Genomic DNA, 18379 nt, shown 5'->3' on the forward strand with positions numbered 1-18379 from the left:
AGTGGAGGGGCCGGGGCGGGCGCTGCGCTAGCCTGACGCCCTATGGGCCGGCGCTATCGGGTGCTCCTCGTCTCCAGCAGCGGCGGTGTGCTGCTGGATCTGCTCGCCCTGCGACCGTGGTGGCAGGGTCACGACCCGGTCTGGGTCGCCGTGCCGGCCCCGGACACCGAGGTCGCCCTGGCCGGCCAGCGGGTGCACTGGCGTCCCGAGCTGACCGCCGGCACCAAGCTGCGGGTCATCCCGGCGACCTGGCGGGCCCTGCGGCTGCTGCGCGCCGAGCGGCCCGACGTCATCGTGTCGGCCGGCACCGGCGTGGCCGTCGGCTTCTTCCTCGCGGCCCGGCTGTTGCGCGTGCCCGCCCTGTGGGTGGAGACCTTCAACATGACCGGTCCCCCCGGGGCTGCCGCCCGCATCTGCGCCCGGCTCGCCGCGGCCGTCCTGGTGCAACGGCCGGCCCTGCTGGAGACCCGCCGCCGTGCGGTGCTGATCGGGGAGCTCTACTGATGGCCCGCGTCCTGGTCACCGTCGGGATGGGCCCGTGGCCCTTCGACCGGCTCATCGCCGCGCTGGCCCCGCTGTGCGCCGAGCACGAGGTGTTCGCCCAGACCGGCACGTCCACCGTCGTCCCGCCCTGCCCGCACGCGGCGTTCCTGCCGCTGGACGAGTTGCAGGAACGGCTCGCCGCCGCGGACGTCGTGCTCACCCACGCCGGCAACACCGTGCGGCTGGTGCAGCGGCTCGGCGGCGTGCCGGTGGCCGTGGCGCGCGAGGCCGCGCGCGGTGAGATGGGCAACGACCACCAGGTCGCATACCTGCGGGCCGAGGAGCGGGCCGGCCGGGTCGTGGCCGTCTGGGACGTCGGCGAGCTGGCCGCAGCGGTCGCCCGGCACCGCGAGGACGCGCGGCGGTTGCTCGCCGACCGCCCGCTGCCCCCGGCGGTCTCCGACGACCGGCTCGTGGCCGTCCTCGACGAGCTGTGCGGGCGGCTGGTGCGATGAACCCGTTCGCCGGCCATCCGCTGCACCGGTACGCCTTCGCCTGGGAGCAGCTCGACGGGCGCACCGGACGGCACCTCGACCTCGGTTGCGGCACCGGCGACTTCCTCGGCGTGCTGCACACCCGGGGCAGTGTCGTGGCGGAGGGCGCCGACCCGCACCCCGGATATCTGGCGGAGGTGCGGGCCCGGCACCCCGGGATGACGCTGCATCAGCTGACCGTGGGCGCGCCGCTGGCACTGCCCGACGCCTCCTACGATTCGGTGAGCGCGCTCGACATGCTCGAACACGTACCGGATGAGGCCAAGCTGCTCGCCGAGGCGCACCGCCTCCTGGTCCCCGGCGGGCTGCTGGTGGTGACCGTGCCGCGCCGGCACGTCTTCTCGTTCCTCGACCCGGACGACGCCAAGTTCCGGCTGCCGCGGCTGCACCGCTGGGTCTACACCCGCCGTTTCGGCGCCCGGGTCTATCACGAGCGCTTCACCGACCTGTCGAACGATCTGCGGGGCGACATGTCCGTCGGCAAGGAACGGCACACCAACTACCGCACGCCGGAGCTGCTGCGGTTGCTGCGGGACAACGGCTTCGAGCCCGTGGTGGTGACCGGGGCCAACCTGTTCTGGCGCTGGTTGCAGATCCCCGCCCTGCTCACCGGCGGCCCGCTGCGCCGGCTGCTGGAGCGCGGCATCCATCTGGACGGGCGGCTGTTCCGCTCGGCCAACCTGTTCGTCGCGGCGAGGAGACTGCCATGACCCTCAGGGAGAAGGCACGGCTGGCGGCGTTCTTCGGCCGGCTGGCGGTCAAGGAACGGTTCGCGCCCCGGCTGCACGTGCGGCCGCTGGTGGCCGAGCTGTTCCTCACCGACAACTGCAATCTGCGCTGCACCAGCTGCGGCTGCTGGACCTCGAACACCAAGGGGGAGCTGTCCACCGAGGAGTGGCAGGACGTGCTGCGGCAGCTCGTGGCGCTGCGCATCCACAAGGTCAACTTCACCGGCGGGGAGCCGCTGATCCGGCCGGACGCGATCGCGCTGATGGCGTACGCCCGCAGCGCCGGCGTACGCCACCTGCACCTCAACAGCAACGGCATCCGGCTCACCCCGGCCGTCCTCGACGAGGTCATTCCCGCGGGCGTGCGCAGCTTCAACGTCTCGGTCGACGGCCCGACCGCCCTGGTCCACGACCGGATCCGCGGCCGCCTGGGCGCCTTCGCCACCACCACCGAGCACCTGCGGCACCTGATCGCCCAGCGTGACCGGCACCGGCTCAAGGTGCGGATGAACTTCACGGTCATGCGCGACAACGTGGACAGCCTGCCCGCCATCGCCGCCCTGGCCCAGGAGCTCGGCGTCGCCCTCTACCTCAACCTGGTCACCGACCGTACGTTCCTGTTCCGCACGGACGCGGTGACCGACCAGACCGCCGTCGACCGTGGCCGCCTCGACACCGCCCTGGCCGAGCTGGAGGAACTGGCCCGCCGGGACCGCCGCTGGCTGCCGCGCTACTCCGACCTGCGCTACCTGCGGGGCCACTTCAGCGACCTGGTGCAACGCGATCTGCCGTGCGCCGAGTCGCAGCTCAAGCTGATGATCCACTCGCAGGGCCAGGTCGGCGGGTGCTGGGCCCACGACCCCACCGCCACCGTCCGCTCCCGGTCCCTGGCCGCCATCGTCGACGCCCCCGAATACCGCGAGGAGCACGCCAGGCTGTTCCGCAAGGAGTGCGTCGGCTGCGGCAGCAACTACAGCCTCAACCTGCGGTGGCGGCCCGGCACGTACCTCGCGGACCTGCAGTGGCGCGTGGGACGGAAGTCCCTTGCGGCCTAGCCGGCCCCTCTACGACGCGCTCGCCGACGGTTACGAGGAGCACTTCGCCGTCCCGCACCGCCGCGCCTACGACGACCTGGCCTGGGAGCAGACGGCTGCCCTGCTGCCGCAGCCCCCGGACCGGATCGTCGACGCCGGCTGCGGCGTCGGGCGCTGGGCGCGCCGGCTGCGGAGCCTGGGGTACGCCGTGACGGGCGTCGAGCAGTCCCCGGGCATGATCGCCGCCCTGCGCCGCCACCCGAGCGATCCCGGTTTCACCCTCGTCGAGGCGTCCATGACCGACGTGCAGCTGCCGCCGGACGCCGGGATGGTGCTGGCGATGGGCTCAGTCCAGTACACCGACGACCCCGAGGCCGCGATCGCCCACCTGGCCGGCTGGCTGCGTCCCGGCGGCGTCCTGGCCGTGCTGGTCGACTCGCTGGTCGCCCTGGTGCTGGAGCTGCTGCGCGACGGCCGCGAGCAGGAGGCCCGGCAACGGCTGACGACCCGGCGCGGAGTGTGGCGCCAGCACGGCCTGGAAGCCGACCTGCACCTGCTGGACCGGGCCCGGCTGGAGGCGGCGTTCACCGCGGCCGGCCTCACCGACATCCGTACCCGTGGCCTGCTGGTGACGGCGACGTCTCTGGGCCGCGACGAACTCACCCGACGGCTGACCACCGACCGCGAGGCCCACCTGGCCCTGGAACGTCAGCTGCTGGAGTCACCGCTGCTGGCCGACACCGGCAAACAGCTGCTGATCACCGGCCGCCGTCCCGGACCGGCCCGTCCGTCGTAGCGGTGGGCCACTCCTCGACGCCCAGCACGCGCAGCAGCTCCAGCCGCTCGCGGGCCTCGTCGTCGGCCGGGGTGAGGACCACCAGCTCCTGACCCTGGTCCGGGGTGACCAGGGTTTCACAGTCCATCCGCAGCCGGCCGACCCGCGGATGCCGGAAGGTCTTGCGGTCCATGCGCCGCACCGCCACCTCGTGCTCGGCCCAGAGCCGCCGGAAGTCGGCGCTCGCCGCCTGCAGCCGGTCGATGAGCCCGGCCACGGAGGGATCACCGGAGCGGCGGCCGGCGGTGGCGCGCAGGTCGGCCACGAGCCGGCGGCTGTGTTCCTGTTGCTCGTCGTCCGCATGGGTGGCGCGGGCGGCCGGGTCGGTGAACCAGCGGTACACGACGTAGCGCCGGTCACCGGAGAAGCGGGTGAGATCGCCGGTCAGGAGGGCGGACATCCGGTTCTGGGCGAGCACCTCGCCCAGGTCGGACAGCACCATGGCCGGGGTGTCACCGAGCAGGTCGAGCATGCGCACCAGACCGGCGCGGGCCTGGCCGGCGATGCCCTCGGCGGGCGGGGGACGATGCCCGGCCAGGTGGAACAGGTGGTCACGCTCGTCGTCGGAAAGGCGCAGGGCCCGGGCCAGCGCGCCGAGCAGCTGGGTCGAGGGCTGGCTGCTGCGGCCCTGCTCCAGGCGCACCACGTAATCGACCGACATGCCGGCCAGCATGGCCACCTCCTCGCGGCGCAGACCGGCGGTGCGCCGGCGCGGGCCCTCGGCCAGGCCGACCTGGGCCGGGCGGACGGCCTCGCGGCGGCGGCGCAGGAAGTCGGCGAGCTGGTCACGGTGCATGACCTCATGGTGCTCCGCGCCGGGCCCGGGTATCCAGGGAGCGGCTCTCCCACGATGAACGCTCCGCTCCCGCCCGCGCCGGACCGGGTCCACGGTTGAGCCATGATGCAGACACGAACCTTGGGCAGCACCGGGCCGGCCGTCTCCCCGCTGGGCCTGGGAGCGATGGGCATGTCGGGCGCGTACGGCGCGACCGACCGCGCGGAAGCGATCGCCACGGTGCACGCCGCGCTGGACGCGGGCGTCACCCTGATCGACACCGCCGACTTCTACGGCATGGGCCACAACGAACTGCTGCTCGGCGAGGCCCTGCGCGGCCGCGACCGGGACAGCTACCAGCTGAGCGTCAAGTTCGGCATGCAGCGGGGGCCGGGCGCGACATTCGGCGGCCAGGACAGCCGCCCGGAGGCGGTGCGCAACTTCCTGGCCTACACGCTGACCCGGCTGGGCGTCGACCACATCGACATCTACCGCCCCGCCCGGCTGGACCCGGCGGTGCCGATCGAGGACACCGTCGGCGCGATCAAGGAGATGATCGACGCCGGCTACGTGCGGCACCTGGGCCTGTCGGAGGTGGGCGCGGAGACGATCCGCCGGGCGCAGGCCGTGCACCCGGTGGCGGACCTGCAGATCGAGTACTCACTGCTGTCCCGGGCGGTGGAGGCCGAGGTGCTGCCCACGCTGCGGGAACTGGGGATCGGGCTGACGGCGTACGGTGTGCTGGGCCGCGGCCTGATCTCCGGGCACTGGTCCGCCGGGCCGCCCCGGCCGGGCGACAGCCGCGGCTTCAGCCCGCGATTCGCCAGCGGCAACGTGGAACACAATCTCGCCCTGGTCGAAGCGCTGCGCCGGATCGCCGGGGCGAAGGGCTGCACGGTCGCGCAGCTGGCCCTCGCCTGGGTGGCGGCGCAGGGACCGGACATCGTGCCGCTGGTCGGGGCGCGTACCCGGGAGCGGCTGGCCGAGGCGCTGCCCGCGGCTGAGCTGACCCTGACGGCGGACGACCTCGCCGAGATCGAGCGGGCGGTGCCGGCGGGGGCGGCCCGCGGTGACCGCTACCCGGCGGCTTTCATGGCGTCCCTCGGCGTGGGCAACTAGCGTCGTCCATTCTGTGGGGGTGGTGAGGCGGGCAGCTCCGGGACCGTTCTGGGTGTTCCTGTGGGCGGTGGTGTCGGTGTCGGCCCCGCTGGTCCTGTACCCGTTCTTCCATCGCGCCGAGGACGTCCTGGCCAAGGGCCCGGCGGTGTCGTGGTGGATGCTCGCCCCGCTGCCACTGCTCGCCGCCGTCTCCGCCGCGCGCGCCGGAGGGCGGATGTGGCGTGCCGTCACCATCGGCACCGTTGTCGCGGCCGCCGGTCTGGGCCTGTCCTGGGCGGTGTATCGATGGGGCATCCCGGTGCGGCAGACGGTCGGCGCGGAGGCCGTACTGGGCCTCCCGCTGGCCGCGGCCGGCGCCTTGATCGGCTACCGGCTGGGCCGCTCGGGAGCTCGCGGTGGGCGGCGGCCCGGCCGGGTCGTCGGCGGCGCGCTGATCGCCGTGATCGGTGCGTTGCTGGTTCCCGTGACCGTGCAGCGGGGTGCCGAGTTCAGTTTCCGCAGCTTTCCCGCCGGACCGGGGGAGACCCGGGTCGATCGGCCGGTGCCGCTCACCCTGGCGGCACCCGGCCGGTACGGCCTCTACGCGGTCGGTTCCGCACCGACCGATCCCGATTGCCGGGTGACCGGCTCCGGTCGGGCCGATCGGACGGTGGAGCTGCTGCCCGTCAGGCCCGGCACGCCCGGCGTCGATGCCACCCCGGCGTATCGCTGGATCGGCGAGTTCCAGGTGCCCGCGGCCGGAGACTACTCCCTGACCTGCCGGGTGAGCGTCGCCGCCGCGACCTACACGGTCAACCCGGCTCCCCGGATCCGCGGGGCGGTGGGGGCGCTGGTGCACTGGCCGCGGCCGATCCTGTGGCTGCTCGGGGCGCTCCCCGGACTACTCCTGATCGCGACCGGCTCACGGCGCGCGATCAGCTGATGAGGCTTACGCCCAGGGCGAGAACCGCCAGCCCCTGCAGGACAGCTCGGGGGACGATGATGCGGTCCCAGGCGCGTTGCCAGCTCCGGACGTCGGCCGGCGTCTCGTGGGCGTCGGCGGCCGCGGTGAGCCGCCGGTTGATGGGTGCGCTGACCCGCAGGTAGAGCAGCACCCAGACCACCAGCAGCACGAATGCCGCTCCGGCGGTCGCTGCCGCGGCGGGACGGCCGGCCACCGCGGCGAGCACGGCCGCGGCGGCCGCCGCGATGACCCCGAGGATCCCGGGTACGGGCATCCGCCGGTCAGCGACGCGGTGCAGGTTGCCCATGACCGCCGTGAGAGTGCTGTCGTCGACGTGCGCAAGGGCAGATCGCTGGACGAGCGCGCAGAAGGCGTCCGTGCCGTAGACGATCCCGGTGCTCAGGACGGCCAGGAGGGCGACGAGCTGCGAGACCAGAGTCATGCCTGGGCCCCGGGACCGCCGAGCGGGGGGAGGGCGCCGATCTGCTGGAACATCTGCATCAGGTTCAGCTGGTCCCAGTGCTCGACGAACAGGCCGTCGCGGACGCGCCAGATGTCGATGCTGCGCATCTCGACGGGCTTGCCGCTGGCCGGGATGCCCAGCAGGTCCCCGGTGTGGGTGCCGCGGTAGACGAAGCGGCCGACGACGCGGTCACCGGCGACGATCAGGTCCTCCATGGTGACCTTCACGTCGGGCAGGCCGGTGAAGAACGCGGCCCAGAACTGCCGGTTGGCCTCGCGCCCGTCGGCGACGAAGTCGTTGTGATTGAGGTAGTCCTCGGCGATGAACCGGTCCACCAGGTCCGGGTCGTGGGTGTTGGTCATCTCGACGAAGAGGTCGGCGAGCTGGTGTCCGGGAGTCGTCATGACATGCTCCGATCTTGGTTAGCGCTGCTAGCGGTAGCGACGCTAACCCGCAATCCCGCTCGCGTCAATAGCGGCGCTAGCGAAGGTATCGGTGCTACAGTCGGGCATGGCTATCGAGGACCGTCGGCAGCGCGAGCGCGACGCCCGCCGCCGGCTGATCACGGCGACGGCACGCGCCCTGGCCGAGACCGAGGGCTGGGAGGCGGTCACCACACGCCGGCTGTCCACCGAGATCGAATACAGCCAGCCCGTGCTGTACAAGCATTTCGGCTCGATGGAGGACATCGTCGAGGCCGTCGCGGTCGAGGGCTTCGAGGAGCTCGCCGAGACACTGCGCGCCGCCCGCGGCGACAGCCGGGCGCCCGGCGACGAGCTCGGCCGGGTCGCCGCCGCCTACAGCGGCTTCGCCACGAAGAATCCCGCGCTGTTCGACGCGATGTTCATCCGGTCCACGCGACTGCACTTCGCCGCCGAGGACACCCCGGCGCCGCTGAAAGAAGCCTTCGCCGAGCTGCGGGCGGCGGTCGCCACGATCGCCGGCGGGCGCGACGTCGACACTCTCACCGAGGTCGTCTGGTCGGCGCTGCACGGATTGGTGGTGCTCGGCCGCAACGGCCGGCTACGCCCGGGCCATGACACCGCCCGCATCGAGCTCCTGGTCACGCAGCTGCGCGCCGCGTCCGCCTAGGGCCGGCCCTTCAGGCACACGAAAGGGCCACGGACGCCCGCGTTGAAGCGTTCGGCCGCGGCCAGGGCCTTCTTCACCCGGCGGCGCGGCCCCAGCGCGGTGCCCGCCGTGGCGTAGAGCGCACCCTGGGCGATCTGGTCGCCGCAGCCCACCGCGGCGAAACCGTCGGCCGCCTTCGCCACCTGGTAGTCGTCGTGGACGGCGAAGAGCTGCCCGCGTACGCCGACCAGGAACGTGCCGCCTTCCTCGCGGTCGTTCTCCTTCGCCGCCCAGCCGCCCGCCTTGAGACAGTCGCGCACCGCGTCGATGAACGTCGTCGCCATGAACCGGTCCAGGTCGCCGGTGGGCCTGGGCAGGGTCAGCGAATACCGGATCAGCTGGCCCATCCGGAACGAGGTGGTGAAGCCGAACAGGTAGCGGTTCTTCCGGAAGACCTTCGCGTCGGCGCGCACGGTCAGGCTCAGGCCCGACACCCCGCGCTGTCCCCGCCGATGTAGACCGAACCCGACTGCGTCAACCCGACGATGGCCGTCATGGGTCCACCGTCGCACAGCGGGCCCGCGCCGTCGATCGGCCGACGGGTGCCGCACCGATCGGGGAGTCCTCGGCACCGTCGCACGTGCTGTGCGAGATCGCCCTGGTCAGCGGGCTTGCATGGACGTATCAAGCGAGATCACACCCGGAAGGGGTGGAACGTATGAACGCAGTCCTGCGGCATCACGCGAGGAGGGCCGCCGTTGTCGGAGCCGTCCTGGCGGTCATCGGCGGTGGTCTCCCCGGCGCCCGTCCGGCGGCGGCCGTTGCCGACCCGCCGGGCACGGTCCTGTCCACGGCGGCGGCCACTCTGCCGCCGGAGCTGACCGCCCTGGCCACCGGCAAGCGCGTCTCGTACGTCAGCACGAGTGTCACCGGCGCGAGCATTACCACCACCGGACTCGTGCTCAGTCCCAAGCGCAAGAAGGCCAACAAGACCGTGGTCTGGGGGCACGGCACCACCGGGCTGGCCGACCAGTGCGCGCCCTCCGAGCACCAGGGAGTCTTCTGGCCGGAGGCCCGGGCCGCCATCGCCGAGCTGCTCACCCGGGGCTGGACCGTCGCGGCCCCCGACTATCCGGGACTGGGTACGCCGCAAGCGCACCCGTACCTCATCGGTGGCAGCGCGGCCCGCTCGATGATCGACAGCGTCAAGGCCGCCCGTCACCTGGACACCAACCTGGGCACCGAGTACGTCCTCGACGGCCACTCCCAGGGCGGCCAGGGCGCACTGTTCGCCGGGGAACTGGCACCGAGCTACGACGGCGACCTCACGTTGCGCGGCGTCGCGGCCATCGCCCCGGTCTCCAACGTCGATGTGCTGGCCCCGCTGATCCCCGGCACGCCCGGCCAGGGCTACCTGGTGATGGCCCTGTACGGCCTGGCCGCGGTCCAGCCGTCGTTCGACCCGCTCACCGTGCTGGCCCCGCCGGCCCGGCAACGCGTGCCCGTGCTCGAATCCGGCTGCCTGTACGAGATCCTGGCCCAGTACCAGTCCCTGAACGCCGGTCAGCTGGTCCTGGGCGGCGCTCTGCCGCCGGCGGTGGTGGACCAGCTGGCCCACTACGACAACCCGGCCCAGGTGGCGCCGAGCGCGCCGATCCTGCTCGTGCAGGGCTCGGCCGACGAGGCGGTGCCGGCCTTCGTCACCGACGCGCTGCTGGACCAGCTGGACGACTACCCGCAACCGGTCGAACTCGTCACCCTCGAGAACGAGAACCACGACGGCGCGGTGTTCGCCTCGACGACGCTGGTCGCGGACTGGATCGCCGCCCGCTTCTCCGCCTGAGACCCGCGGATCGGATCGCCGCCCGCTTCGTCGCCTGAGACCGGCGGACCGGATCGCCGCCCGCTTCGCCGCCTGAGACCCGCCGGACCGGGAGCCCCCGGCCGCCGCCCGCCGGCGCATGACAGGATGCGCGGCGGGCGGCCGCTGGGGGCGGTCCGACGGACGGACGGTGGAGGGCGATGCTGCACGCCGGTCTCAGGCTCGGTGACCGCTACCGGCTCGAAGCGCGGATCGGCGCCGGCGGCATGGGCGAGGTCTGGCGGGCGGTCGACGAGGTGCTCGGCCGGGTCGTCGCGGTCAAGGCCATGCTGCCCGGGGTCGCCGACCAGCCCGACTTCGCCAAGCGGTTCCTCGTCGAGGCCAAGGCCATGGCCAGCGTCAACCATCCCGCGGTGGCGTCGATCCACGACTACGGGCGTGGCGCCGGGATCACGTACCTGGTCATGGAGTTCATCGACGGCGAGTCGATGTCGCAGCTGCTGACCCGCGAGGGACGCCTCGACCCGGTGACCACGATGCGGCTCGTCGCGCAGGCCGCCGACGGCCTCGCGGCGGTGCACGAGCGCGGCATCGTGCACCGCGACATCAAACCCGCCAACCTTCTCGTACGGCGGAACGGCGCGTTGCTCATCACGGACTTCGGCATCTCCCGCACCGAGGACGGCACCCAGCTCACTGCTTCCGGCGCGGTCCTGGGCACACCGACGTACCTGTCACCCGAGCAGGTGCTCGGCCGCCCCGCCACCGGCCGCAGCGACATCTACTCGCTCGGGCTGGCCGCGTACGAGTGCCTGGCCGGACGGCGCCCGTTCGAGGGCGACAACCCGTACGCGGTGGCGCTGCAGCGGCTGCAGGCCGCGCCCCGCACGCTCAGCGGTGACGTCCCCGCTCCGGTGCTGACCGTGGTCGAGCGGGCGCTGGCCACCGACCCGGCCGACCGCTGGCCGTCGGCGGCCGCGATGGCCGACGCCGCCCGGGCCGCGACCGACGCCATCCGGGCTCCGGCCGATCCTTTCCGGGCCTCGGCCCACCCTGCCCAGGCCCCGGCCGACCCTTTCCGGGCCCCGGCCGACCCTGCCCAGGCCCCGGCCGACCCTTTCCGGGCCCCGGCCGACCCTTTCCGGGCCCCGGCCGACCCTTTCCGGGCCGCGCCCGTTTCCGCCCGGGCCGCGCCCGTTTCCGCCCGGGCCGCGCCCGTTTCCGCCCGGGCCTCGGCCGGTGCCGCCCAGGCCGCGGTCGGTCCCGGATCCGCGCCGCGGGCACCACGGCCGTCCACCTCTCGCTCCCGGCGCTGGATGGTGCTGGCCGCGGCGCTGGTTGTCCTGGTCGTAGCCGGAGGCGTGGCGCTCTGGCAGACCCTGCGGCCGGACCCGGACGGTGGGCCGGCCGCGGGCGCCGGCACCTCGGCCCCGGCCGCGCCCGGGGTCGTGCGGCCGGCCGGTTTCGTCGCGTGCGGGCCGCTGCTCTGCCCGGCCGGGCCGCTGTGCTGGGCCGGGGTGACCGCCATCAACGGCCGGGCGTCGTCGCCGCGGGATCTCGACTGCGCCGGGGACCACACCTGGGAGACCTTCGCGGCCACCGCCCTGCCCGCCGACGTCAGCCGGAGCCACGAGGACGAACTGCTGCTGCGCAAGGACATCGCGGCCGCCTGCTCGGCGCGGGTCATGGCCGACCGCAGCCGGGACCGCGCCGCGACCGACGGCTGGGAACGGGAGGCCTGGCCGATCGAGGTGCCCGGCACGGACCAGCGGCTGGTGCACTGCCTGGCCCGTCCCGACCAGGGAGAGCCCACCGGCTCGGCGTTCACCTCATCCTGAGGGCAGACTGCGCCGGACCGCCGCGACCACCCGTTCGGCCTGCTCTACCGTCAGCTCCGACGACATCGGCAGAGCCAGCGCCTCGGCGTGCAGCGCGTCGGTGACCGGCAGGGTCTCGCCCGCACCGAGCGGCCCCCGGTGCACCGCCGCGAAGTACGGCTTCGTCCCCACCCCCAGCGCGTCGAGGCGCCGCCGCAACCCGTCGCGGTCGGCCACCCGGGCCACCCAGTGCACGTAACTGTGCCGGTCGCCGTCGCGCACCTGCTGCGTCTCCAGCGGCAGATCGGCATAGACCGCTGCCACCTCGGCGCGCCACCGGACCAGGTCGCCGAGCACCGACAGCTGATCCAGCGCCACCACCGCGTGCAGCTCGTTCATCAGCTCCGAGCGGGTCCAGCCCGCCGGGTCGGCCTGCACCCGCTCGGCGGCCTCGGCCGGCAGGACCAGGGCGCCGCCCGCGCCGCCGGCCGAGAGGACCTTGGCGAAACTCATCGAGTACGCGTGCGCGTCCGCCTGCTGCGCCACCGGCCGGCCCTGGTGCAGGCTGCCCAGCGCCGCCGCCGAGTCGGCCAGCAGCGCCACCCCGGCCCGTCGGCAGACCGCACGCAGCGCCGGGTAGTCGCACGGGTTGCCGAAGGTGTCGACCGCCATGACCAGCCGCACGTCACCCGGTCGCAGCGCCTCGGCGACCGCGGCCGGTGACAGCGTCCAGGTGGCCGGGTCCACGTCGGCGAAACGCAGCCGGTAGCCCAGCTGCACCAGGATCTCGGCGGTCGCCGGGAACGTGTACGACGGCAGCACCGCCACGTCCCCCGCCCCCGCCCGGCCCACCGTCGCCGCCACCATGATCCGCAGCGCGGCGGTCCCGGACGCGGTGAGCAGCACCCGCCGGTCGTCGTCGAGGTCGAGTTCCTTGCCGAGGCGCTCGGTGAGCTCCCGCGTCCACCGGTTGCCGTGCTTCACCTCGCCGCTGACCAGGCACTGCTGCTGCCGGGCGACGACGAGCTCCGGACGGACCGGCCGCGGCGGCACCACGACCGGCAGCGGCGGGCGGAACAGCGGCTCCCGGTCGTCGCCGATCTGCTCGATGAGCCGGGTCAGGTGCGGGCGCAGGGAGCCGATCCGGTAGCCCGCCGCGGCGAGCCGGTTGGTGACCACCAGCCCTGAGCTGTCCGGCAGGCGGCGTGGCTGCTCGCGTACGGGGGAGGCGGAGCCGCACAGCGTACGGATCTCGGTGGCCAGGGAGTGCAGCGACACCGGCGGCCCGCCGACGTTGAAGACGCCGGGCCCGATGCCGCCCACGAGGATCCGGCCCAGCTCCACCGGCGGCAGGAAGCTGCGTACGGTCCCGGCGGTGACGGGCAGCGGCAGCCCGGCCCGCGCCCGGCGGACCAGCCGGGTGGCGACCCGGTCCTGACCCGCACCGAACGCGTTGGCCAGCCGCAGCACGGTCAGCCGGTCGCTCCGGACGGCCCCGGCGACGAGCCGCTCCTGGGCCAGCTTGGCCATCGCGTAGGTCCACCGCCCGGTCGGATCCGCGTCGGCCATCCGGCGGGCGAGCGGCGCGGCCCGCCACGGGGGACAGGCGGCCCGGGCCAGATCACGCGCGTCGGCGCACCACGCGTCGATCTCGCCGGCCGGCCACGGCAGCACCGGTGTGGTGTCCTCGGTCAGGGGGCCGTCGGCTGACCCGTACACCTCGACCGAGGACGTCAGAATGACCCGCCGCCCGGCCAGGGCGGGCAGCAGCCGGGCCGTGCTGATCGCATTGTGCAGCGGCAGCGTCCAGGGCCGGCGCGGCCGCGGATCGCTGGCCCCGAGCAGCAGCACGACCACGCCCGGCGGCAGCTCGGGCAGATCGCCGGTGAGCAGGTCGGCGCTGATCCAGCCGAGCCCGGCCGACGCGGTGGCCTCCGGCGGCGCGACCCGGTCCACGCTGGTGACCTCGGCCCCGGCGGCCAGCAGCGCGGCGGCGACCTCGGTGCCGAGGAAGCCCGAACCCCCGACCAGCACGAAGCTGTCCATGCAACCTCCACAAAGGAGGTCAGTATCACCGAGCCCCGACCGCCGCGGTGTCCGCTCGCCGACAGCCCGTCAGCTGTCCGTCGCGCAGTTCGTAGCGGGCGTGCACCCGGTCCAGCCCTTCGGTGCGGTGGGTCAGCAGCAGCACGGTCCGCCCGTCCGTGGCGGTGAGCAGATCCGCCATCAGCGCGGCCGCGCCGGCCTCGTCCAGCCCCTCGGTGGGTTCGTCCAGGATGAGCAGGTCGGGCTCGGCGAGCAGGGCGCGGGCGGTGGCCAGCCGGCGGCGCTGACCACCGGAGATCGTCCCGCCGCCGGTGCCGAGCCAGGTGTCGAGCCCCTGCGGCAGACCGGCCAGCCAGCGGTCGAGCCGCACCCGGGCCAGGGCGGCGCGCAGCTCGGCGTCGGTGGCGTCCGGGCGGGCCAGGCGCAGGTTCTCCCGGACCGTGGAGGCGAAGACGTGGTCGGCCTCGTCGCCGACCAGCGCGCTGCGGCCCACCCCGGTGACCGTCCCCGCGCGTGGGTCCAGCAGCCGGGCCAGCACGGCAGCGAGGGTGGATTTGCCACCGCCGGAGGGCCCGAGCACCGCGGTGCGGGAGCCGGCCGGCAGGTCTAGATCGATGCCGGTCAGGGCGGGCGGCCGGTCCGGGTCCCAGCCGGCGACCAGGCCGCGGATCGCGATGTCCCCGGCGGCACCAGCGGCACCGGCACCAGCGGCACCGGCACCAGCGGCACCGGCACCAGCGGCACCGGCACCAGCGGCACCGGCACCGGCGGCACCGGCCACACCGGTCGCACCGAGGGCACCGGCGACACTGGCGGCGCCCGCGGCACCGGCGGCAGCGGCGGGTCCGGGAGTGGCCGATGGTGGCTGCGCGGCGATCTCCGCGAGCCGGGCACGCGCACCGGCCGCGCGGCGCCGGGCAACGGCGGCGTCGGGCAGCGCGGCGACCGGCTCACCGAGCGCCACGACCGCCAGCAGCAGCACAGCGGCCCACTCGTCGGACAACCCGCTCCGGGCGGCCACCAGTGCGGTCCCGGTCACCGCGACGCCCCAGCCGAGCAGGCCGAGCGCGGCGGCGGCACCGGCCGAGCGGGCCGCCCGCGCTTCCAGCCGCGCCAGCACCCGGCTGCGCCGATCCGGTACGGCCAGAGCGTCCCCGCCCCGATGCCCCACAGCGAGCTCCTCGACGCCGTCGACGGTCTCTACCACGGCGTCCCGGAGTTCGGCGCGAGCCTGACCCGTGGCGGCGTCGAGCCGGCTCGCCTGCCGTGCGGCCAGCGCCGGAGCGGCCACCCCGCTGATCAGCAGTCCCGCCGCGAGCGGAAGCGCGACCGCGGGCAGTACCGCCACGGCGGTGACCGTCACGAGCGCCAGGGTGAGGGCCGCCGCGAGGGCGGGCAGGCGTCCCCGCAGCAGCCCGTCGACGCGGGCGTCCACGTCGTCCCCGACCCGGGTGAGCAGGTCACCGCGGCGGCGCAGCCGGGGGCCGGGCACCCGGGGGATGAGGTCGGCGAAGACGCGCGCCCGCCATTCGCCGAGCCGGGCGAAGGCCACGTCGTGCGAGACCAGCCGCTCGACGTAGCGCAGCAGCGGCCGGGCGACGGCACTGCCCCGGACGAGCACGACGGCCGTCGACAGGGTGAGCACGGGCGGCAGGGTCGCGGCCCGGACGAGCAGCCAGGTGGCCGCCCCGGTCAGCACGATCCCGGCCAGCCAGGACGCCGCCCCGAACCCGACGGCCGTGCCGGGGCGCCGCACGAGCCACCCGGCAGCTCGCGCCACCAGCGACCCACCGGCCGCAGGGGCGGGAACAGCGCCCGGCGCCGCCGCGAGTACAGCGTCCGGCGCGGCCGCGAGTACGGCGTCCGGCGCGGCCGCGGGGACGCGAACGACAGCCGGCGGGTCGGTCTTGCCGGCCTGGCCCTGGGCGGCCGCGGCCCCCTGCAACCGGCCCAGGCCCGCACGCGGCGTTGCCGAGGCGGAGTCGGGCTCTGTCGGGCCCGGCGGCGGCCAGGCGGCGAAGCCGGACGCCGACGGAACGGCCCGGCCGTCGGCGTGATGCGGGCCGCCATGGCTGATCGGCCCCGATACCGGCGGGACGTCGGGCGGCGGGGGAGTGACGTCGATGATCCGGTCGGCCGCGGCCAGCAGCCCGGGCCGATGCGCGACCACGAGCACCGCGCACCCCTGATCCGCCGCCGCCCGCAGCCGCCCGATCACCAGCCGCTCGGCTTCCGCGTCGAGGTGCGCGGTCGGTTCGTCGAGCAGCAGCACCGCCGGTGCGCGCCCGGCCGCCCGCAGCAGAGCCGCCAGCGCCAGCCGCTGCCGCTGGCCGGCCGACACTCCGGCCCCGTGCTCGCCCAGCACCGTCGCTGGTTCCACCTCGGTGTCCAGGCCCACCGTGCGCAGTGCTTCGCGCACCGCGTCCGGGCCGGTCCCGGGGAACACGTCGGCGACCGTGCGGACGTGCGGCAGGGTCGGGCGCTGGGGCAGGTACAGCAGGCCGGGACCGCTGAGCTCGACCCGTCCCGTGACCGCCGGTTGCAGCCCGGCCAGGACCCGCAGTGCCGTGGTCTTGCCGGCACCCGACGGTCCGCGCAGGGCGACCAGTTCTCCCTCGCGGACGGCCAGCGCGTCGAGGCTGAGCGCGTCCACGGTGGATCCGGGGTGCCGCACCCGCAGCCGGGCGGCGTACACGGCCGGTCGGTCGCCGCCGGCGCCGAAGCGCCCGTCGTGAGCCGCGGCCAGCACCGCACCGGTCGGCAGGAACGCAGGATCAGCGTCGGAGGGCGCCAGGATCTCGTCGGCGTCCGCGATGACCGCCGACGCGTCGGCGCTGGCGTGGTAGCGGGCCGCCATCTCGCGCAGCGGCCGGTACACCTCGGGCGCGAGCAGGATGACCAGCAACGCCGGGCCCAGCGTCAGGTCGCCGGCGGCCACCCGGAGCCCGGCCTCGACGGCGATCAGCCCGACGGACAGCGTGGCGACCAGGTCCAGCGCGGTCGAGGACAGGAACGCCACCCGCAGCACCCGCAGGGTCGCCGTGCGGTGGCGGTCGGTCATGTCGCGTACCACGGTGGTCTGGCGGTCGGCGCGGCCGTACACCCGCAGGGTCGCCAGCCCGCGTACGACGTCGAGGAAGTGGCCCGCCAGCCGGGCATCGGCCTCCCAGGCCCGCTGGGCCCGCTCGCGGGTCGCCCAGCCGATCAGCGCGCCCAGTACCGGGATCAGTGGCAGCGTGACCAAGGCGATCAGCGCCGACGTCAGGTCGGTGACGGCCATCGCGACGATGACCAGCGGCGGCAGCGCCACGCCGAGGACCAGCGCGGGCAGGTAGCCGGAGAACCACGGCCGCAGCGAGTCCAGGCCGCTACCCAGCACGGCGGTGAGCCGGTTGCCGCCGAAGCGGGCCACCCAGGCGGGACCGTGGTCCAGCGCCGCCGCGAGCGCCGAGCGGCGCAGTTCGTCGGTGACCGCGGCCGCCGTACGCTGGGCCACCACCTGCTCCGCCCAGGTCAGCGCGGCCCGCAGCACGAAGGCCGCGGCCAGCAGCGCCAGCGCGTCGTGGCCGGTGACGATCCGGGCCAGGGCGACGGCGACGGCCACCGTCGCGGCCGCCTGGCCGGCGCCGAGCAGGGCCGAGATCCCGATTCCGGTACGGCTGGAGCGCGCGTGCCGCAGCAACCGGGGGTCGAGGGGTCCACGGCTCATGACGGCACCCGCTCGCTGGCCACCCGGCGCCGGAACACCCAGTAGGAGAACGCCTGGTAGACCAGGACGCCGGGGAGCACCACCACGCCGACGACGCTGATCAGCCGCAGCGCCGAGTCGGTGGCCGCCGCGCCTGTCATGGTCAGCGACCAGGCCGGGTCCAGCGTGCTGCGCAGCACGACGTCGCCGTGCACGGTGAAGACGGTGACGACGGCGCCGGCGATGCTCAGCGCCGTACCGCCGAAGGCCAGTGCTTCCTGGCCGTTGCGAGCCAGCATGGCGATGCCCAGGCAGAGCGCGGCCGCGGCCAGCGCCGGCCGCGACTCGGTGGCGAAGCCGATCGCGGCCAGCACGGCGGTGCCGCCGGTGGCCAGCGTGACGCCGAGCCGGCGGGCCCGCAGGTGCACCGGGCCGGTGGTGCGCAGGGTCAGGAACATCGCCCCGATCAGCAGGGCGGCGAACAGGGCCGCACCCGCCCCGGCCAGGGCCGGCCAGCTCAGCAAGGCCGCGGTGCTGCGGCTCAGACCCGTACCGGTGACCTGGCCGTCCGGGCCGAGGGCCAGGCCGTGGGTGAGCACGCCCAGCACCGCTCCCCAGAGCAGCACGATGCCGGCCGAGCTGGCCGCCAGGGCCGCGTCGCAGCGCCGGCGCCAGCGTGGCCCGTCGCCCTTGCCCCGGAACTCCAGCGCCACCCCGCGGACGGCGAGCAGCAGCAACAGGGCGACCATCGGCAGGTAGAGGCCGGAGAGCAGGGCGGCGTACCAGTCGGGGAAGGCCGCGAAGGTCACGCCGATCGCGGCGACCAGCCAGACCTCGTTGCCGTCCCAGAACGGGCCGACGGTGCGGACGACGGCTCCCCGCTCGTGGTCGTCGCGGCCGACGACCGGGGAGAGCAGGCCGACGCCGAAGTCGAAGCCCTCCAGGACGAAGAACAGCACCCAGCAGAGCACCACGAGCGCGAACCAGACAGTGATCATGGC

The 18379-nt window shown here is 74.7% G+C and carries 17 protein-coding genes; 10 read left to right on the forward strand and 7 right to left on the reverse strand.

The genetic code is table 11. From position 1 onward, the window contains the following. Positions 1 to 42 precede the first annotated feature (42 nt). The 5 genes from ACZ6S4_RS43735 to ACZ6S4_RS43755 are packed head-to-tail and all read left to right on the forward strand — an operon-like array spanning position 43 to position 3595. Positions 43 to 504, forward strand: a complete 462-nt coding sequence (locus ACZ6S4_RS43735; RefSeq protein WP_465480544.1) for a hypothetical protein — start codon at positions 43 to 45, stop codon at positions 502 to 504. Beyond that, positions 504 to 998, forward strand: a complete 495-nt coding sequence (locus tag ACZ6S4_RS43740; protein WP_465480545.1) for a hypothetical protein — start codon at positions 504 to 506, stop codon at positions 996 to 998. The genes ACZ6S4_RS43735 and ACZ6S4_RS43740 overlap by 1 nt, the downstream gene beginning before the upstream one ends. Then, complete coding sequence (locus ACZ6S4_RS43745) at positions 995 to 1747, forward strand: class I SAM-dependent methyltransferase (protein ID WP_465480546.1); 753 nt, start codon at positions 995 to 997, stop codon at positions 1745 to 1747. Before ACZ6S4_RS43740 ends, ACZ6S4_RS43745 begins: the two co-directional genes overlap by 4 nt. Next, positions 1744 to 2820, forward strand: a complete 1077-nt coding sequence (locus ACZ6S4_RS43750; RefSeq protein ID WP_465480547.1) for a radical SAM protein — start codon at positions 1744 to 1746, stop codon at positions 2818 to 2820. The genes ACZ6S4_RS43745 and ACZ6S4_RS43750 overlap by 4 nt, the downstream gene beginning before the upstream one ends. Further along, complete coding sequence (locus ACZ6S4_RS43755) at positions 2810 to 3595, forward strand: methyltransferase domain-containing protein (protein ID WP_465480548.1); 786 nt, start codon at positions 2810 to 2812, stop codon at positions 3593 to 3595. Before ACZ6S4_RS43750 ends, ACZ6S4_RS43755 begins: the two co-directional genes overlap by 11 nt. Here ACZ6S4_RS43755 and ACZ6S4_RS43760 read toward each other — a convergent pair. Then, positions 3558 to 4430 carry a helix-turn-helix transcriptional regulator gene (locus tag ACZ6S4_RS43760; RefSeq protein WP_465480549.1) on the reverse strand — a complete coding sequence of 291 codons (873 nt, stop codon included), beginning with the start codon at positions 4428 to 4430 and terminating at the stop codon, positions 3558 to 3560. The genes ACZ6S4_RS43755 and ACZ6S4_RS43760 overlap by 38 nt on opposite strands. A 102-nt stretch (positions 4431 to 4532) precedes the next feature. Here ACZ6S4_RS43760 and ACZ6S4_RS43765 point away from each other — a divergent pair, with 102 nt between their 5' ends. After that, positions 4533 to 5528 carry an aldo/keto reductase gene (locus tag ACZ6S4_RS43765; RefSeq protein ID WP_465480550.1) on the forward strand — a complete coding sequence of 332 codons (996 nt, stop codon included), beginning with the start codon at positions 4533 to 4535 and terminating at the stop codon, positions 5526 to 5528. A gap of 19 nt (positions 5529 to 5547) precedes the next feature. Then, positions 5548 to 6450: a hypothetical protein gene (locus ACZ6S4_RS43770; RefSeq protein ID WP_465480551.1), complete on the forward strand. Its 903-nt coding sequence runs from the start codon at positions 5548 to 5550 to the stop codon at positions 6448 to 6450. Here ACZ6S4_RS43770 and ACZ6S4_RS43775 read toward each other — a convergent pair. Both ACZ6S4_RS43775 and ACZ6S4_RS43780 read right to left on the reverse strand, forming a co-directional pair. Further along, positions 6443 to 6913, reverse strand: coding sequence for a DUF1772 domain-containing protein (locus ACZ6S4_RS43775; protein WP_465480552.1), 471 nt, complete (start codon positions 6911 to 6913; stop codon positions 6443 to 6445). The two genes, ACZ6S4_RS43770 and ACZ6S4_RS43775, sit on opposite strands and share 8 nt — an antisense overlap. Further along, entirely contained in the window at positions 6910 to 7338 is a 429-nt protein-coding gene (locus ACZ6S4_RS43780; protein WP_465480553.1) for an ester cyclase, read from the reverse strand. The genes ACZ6S4_RS43775 and ACZ6S4_RS43780 overlap by 4 nt, the downstream gene beginning before the upstream one ends. A gap of 106 nt (positions 7339 to 7444) precedes the next feature. On the opposite strand from ACZ6S4_RS43780, the gene ACZ6S4_RS43785 reads away from it, so the two are divergent. After that, a complete protein-coding gene (locus ACZ6S4_RS43785) occupies positions 7445 to 8026 on the forward strand; it encodes a TetR/AcrR family transcriptional regulator (protein ID WP_465480554.1) in 582 nt (193 codons plus the stop codon). Here the strand turns inward: ACZ6S4_RS43785 and ACZ6S4_RS43790 are convergent. Beyond that, positions 8023 to 8499: a hypothetical protein gene (locus ACZ6S4_RS43790; RefSeq protein ID WP_465480555.1), complete on the reverse strand. Its 477-nt coding sequence runs from the start codon at positions 8497 to 8499 to the stop codon at positions 8023 to 8025. The two genes, ACZ6S4_RS43785 and ACZ6S4_RS43790, sit on opposite strands and share 4 nt — an antisense overlap. Positions 8500 to 8723: 224 nt before the next feature. Between ACZ6S4_RS43790 and ACZ6S4_RS43795 the strand changes: the two genes are divergently transcribed. Both ACZ6S4_RS43795 and ACZ6S4_RS43800 read left to right on the forward strand, forming a co-directional pair. Continuing rightward, positions 8724 to 9848 carry an alpha/beta fold hydrolase gene (locus ACZ6S4_RS43795; protein ID WP_465480556.1) on the forward strand — a complete coding sequence of 375 codons (1125 nt, stop codon included), beginning with the start codon at positions 8724 to 8726 and terminating at the stop codon, positions 9846 to 9848. 179 nt (positions 9849 to 10027) lie between these two features. After that, entirely contained in the window at positions 10028 to 11665 is a 1638-nt protein-coding gene (locus ACZ6S4_RS43800) for a serine/threonine-protein kinase (RefSeq protein WP_465480557.1), read from the forward strand. On the opposite strand, the gene ACZ6S4_RS43805 is transcribed toward ACZ6S4_RS43800, so the two are convergent. The 3 genes from ACZ6S4_RS43805 to cydB are packed head-to-tail and all read right to left on the reverse strand — an operon-like array spanning position 11657 to position 18376. After that, positions 11657 to 13690 (reverse strand): aminotransferase class I/II-fold pyridoxal phosphate-dependent enzyme, encoded by a 2034-nt coding sequence (locus ACZ6S4_RS43805; protein ID WP_465480558.1) that lies wholly within the window; start codon positions 13688 to 13690, stop codon positions 11657 to 11659. The genes ACZ6S4_RS43800 and ACZ6S4_RS43805 overlap by 9 nt on opposite strands. A 25-nt stretch (positions 13691 to 13715) precedes the next feature. Next, positions 13716 to 17399 (reverse strand): thiol reductant ABC exporter subunit CydC, encoded by a 3684-nt coding sequence (gene cydC / locus ACZ6S4_RS43810; RefSeq protein WP_465480559.1) that lies wholly within the window; start codon positions 17397 to 17399, stop codon positions 13716 to 13718. After that, positions 17396 to 18376, reverse strand: a complete 981-nt coding sequence (gene cydB, locus ACZ6S4_RS43815; protein WP_465480560.1) for a cytochrome d ubiquinol oxidase subunit II — start codon at positions 18374 to 18376, stop codon at positions 17396 to 17398. Before cydB ends, cydC begins: the two co-directional genes overlap by 4 nt. Positions 18377 to 18379: the final 3 nt, after the last annotated feature.

Source organism: Actinoplanes sp. NPDC051405 (assembly GCF_055586185.1).